At 61.6% G+C, this 2,518-nt stretch carries 2 protein-coding genes and 1 pseudogene; 2 read left to right on the forward strand and 1 reads right to left on the reverse strand.

From position 1 onward, the window contains the following. Positions 1 to 185, reverse strand: a pseudogene (locus tag WCB02_RS15760) (30S ribosomal protein S12 methylthiotransferase RimO); the annotation flags it as partial. 117 nt (positions 186 to 302) lie between these two features. Here WCB02_RS15760 and WCB02_RS15765 point away from each other — a divergent pair. Both WCB02_RS15765 and WCB02_RS15770 read left to right on the forward strand, forming a co-directional pair. Beyond that, positions 303 to 893: an ANTAR domain-containing response regulator gene (locus WCB02_RS15765; RefSeq protein WP_423959314.1), complete on the forward strand. Its 591-nt coding sequence runs from the start codon at positions 303 to 305 to the stop codon at positions 891 to 893. Next, entirely contained in the window at positions 890 to 2,044 is a 1,155-nt protein-coding gene (locus tag WCB02_RS15770) for a CmpA/NrtA family ABC transporter substrate-binding protein (protein WP_423959316.1), read from the forward strand. The genes WCB02_RS15765 and WCB02_RS15770 overlap by 4 nt, the downstream gene beginning before the upstream one ends. The last annotated feature ends 474 nt before the right edge of the window (positions 2,045 to 2,518 follow it).

Genomic DNA, 2,518 nt, shown 5'->3' on the forward strand with positions numbered 1-2,518 from the left:
GATTCCTGCTTTGCGCTGTCCAGGAAACCGCAGGTGTTGACGATCACGAGATCGGCGCCGTCGTGCTTGCGCGCAAGCTCATAGCCTTCCGCGCGCAGCCGCGTGATAATGCGCTCGGAATCCACCAGAGCCTTGGGGCATCCCAATGAGACAAAACTGACTTTGGGCGCGGCGGCCTGTTGCATATTATCTTGCGATCTGTTCGGGTGACTGCCGTCAGCTAGTCTCATTCGCCCATAATTACAAGGCTTTAAGCCGGCGTGTCGCGTGCTATGGATATCGGTGTGCAGGACCAGTGATCGATGAGCGCTGAACAGTCGCCGAAAATCGTGATTGTCGACGAAAGTCCGATCCGCGCCGCCATCCTGGAGGAGGGATTGCGGGAGGCGGGCTTCACCGTGGTGGTCCACATCAGCGAGATGCAGAGCCTGCTGGCCCGAATCTACGCGCTCGATCCTGATGTCATCCTGATCGATCTCGAAAATCCCAGCCGCGACACCCTGGAACAGATGTTCCAGGTGAGCCGTGCCGTGCGCCGGCCGGTCGCGATGTTCGTCGACCAGAGCGATGCGGCCTCGATCCAGGCCTCCGTCGATGCCGGGGTGTCGGCCTACATCGTCGACGGCCTGAAGAAGGAGCGCATCAAGCCGATCCTCGATCTCTGCGTCTCACGCTTCAACGCCTTTGCGAAATTGCAGGACGAGCTCGATCGCACCAAGTCGGCGCTGGAAGAGCGCAAGGTGATCGATCGCGCCAAGGGAATCTTGATGAAGGTGAAGGGCCTCACCGAAGACGAGGCCTATGTGCTGATGCGCTCCACCGCGATGCGCGAGAAGAAGAAGATCGGCGAGATCGCGCAGTCGATCCTGACCGCGTCGGAGCTCTTGAAATGATGACGCCCCTGCACATCGGTTTCATTCCGCTGGTCGATGCCGCAGCCCTGATCGTGGCCGTGGACAAGGGCTTTACCGCCGCCGAGGGGCTCGATGTCACGCTGGTTCGGGAGGTGTCATGGTCGAATATCCGCGACAAGCTCAATATCGGGCTGTTCGAGGCGGCGCATCTGCTGGCGCCGGTCGCGATCGCGTCGAGCCTGGGGTTGGGGCACGTCAAGGTGCCGATTGCCGCCCCCTTCAATCTCGGTATCAACGGCAATGCGATCACGGTCTCGCCGGCGCTGCATGCGGCGATCATGAGCCAGATCGAAGGCGACCGCTTCGATCCGATGGCGACCGCGCTGGCGCTGGCGCGCCTTGTCGCGGACAGGCGCAAGAGCGGCAAGGAGCCGCTGACCTTTGCCATGACCTTTCCGTTCTCGACCCACAATTACCAACTCCGCTACTGGATGGCGGCTGGCGGGGTCGATCCCGACGAAGACGTCCGGCTGGTCGTGCTGCCGCCGCCTTATATGGTCGATAGCCTGACCAATGGTCATGTCGACGGCTTCTGTGTCGGAGCGCCCTGGAATTCCATCGCGGTCGATCGCGGCGTCGGCCATATCCTGCATTTCGTCTCCGACATTCTGGTGCGTGCGGCTGAAAAAGTGCTCGCGGTCCGACAGAACTGGGCGGAGAAAAACCCTGAAATCCTCGCAAGCCTGGTCCGCGCCATCTCGCGCGCGGCCGGCTATGTCGAGCAGAACCGCAGCGAGACCGCGCGCCTTCTGGCGCAGCCGGAGCGTGTGGGTGTCGATGCCGCGGTGATCCAGCGGACGCTCGACGGACGCCTGAAGATTTCACCCGAGGGGACGATTCGCGAGAGCGACCGCTATCTCCTGGTCGGGCGCGAGGATGCCTCGCGGCCCGATCCCGCCCAGGCCGCCTGGCTTTACGCGCAAATGGCCCGTTGGGGCCAGACCTCGATCAGCCCGGACGCACTGAAGACGGCGATGGCAGTGTTCCGGCCGGACCTCTACGACGCCGCGCTGGGACGAAGCGGGGCGGCTTCCGCAGCCGTTCCGGCGGTCGGCGCTTTCGCCGGAGCCGCCTTCGATCCCCATGACATCGCCGGATATCTGGCCTCCTTCGCGGTCAAGCGCTGCTGATGACGCTTTAGGCGTTGCGATCGGAAGCTTATTTTTTGAGCTTATGCCGTTTGAAAAGGCATGAATTGCCATCCAGTTCATGCCATGAAATACAAATAAGATATTGATTTCAAAATAAAATTCTAATCATGCCGCAATGGCACAGGTCTTGTATCATGACATTCAGGCCAGCCGTCGCAGATGCCCGCTGGCCTATTTCCGCGATGGATATCCGCAGCAACGAGGCTGATCGGACCGTGTCTTGGCGATCGAGACGGCTATTTGGCCGGAGCGATGGCCGAGCGGTCAGTCCCGTTTCCCGTTGAGGCCACCAACAGTGGCTGCAGGAGCTTCGTTGCAGACCATGAAAATCGAACCCGTTTCCGTCGACTTCACCGACGAGCAGAAGCGCTATCTCGAAGGTTTCGCGGCCGGCGTGCAGGCGCTTCGCTCGGGCCGCGGCCTTGGCGGCGGCGCGGCGAGCAGGGCCAATGC

Origin of the sequence: Bradyrhizobium sp., from assembly GCF_049581145.1 — a bacterium.
Taxonomy (GTDB): domain Bacteria; phylum Pseudomonadota; class Alphaproteobacteria; order Rhizobiales; family Xanthobacteraceae; genus Bradyrhizobium.

What these genes read in the sequence shown, in the direction of transcription:
- WCB02_RS15765 (WP_423959314.1), top strand. Translation starts at nt 303, where the DNA reads ATGAGCGCTGAACAGTCGCCGAAAATCGTGATTGTCGACGAAAGTCCG.
- WCB02_RS15770 (WP_423959316.1), top strand. Translation starts at nt 890, where the DNA reads ATGATGACGCCCCTGCACATCGGTTTCATTCCGCTGGTCGATGCCGCA.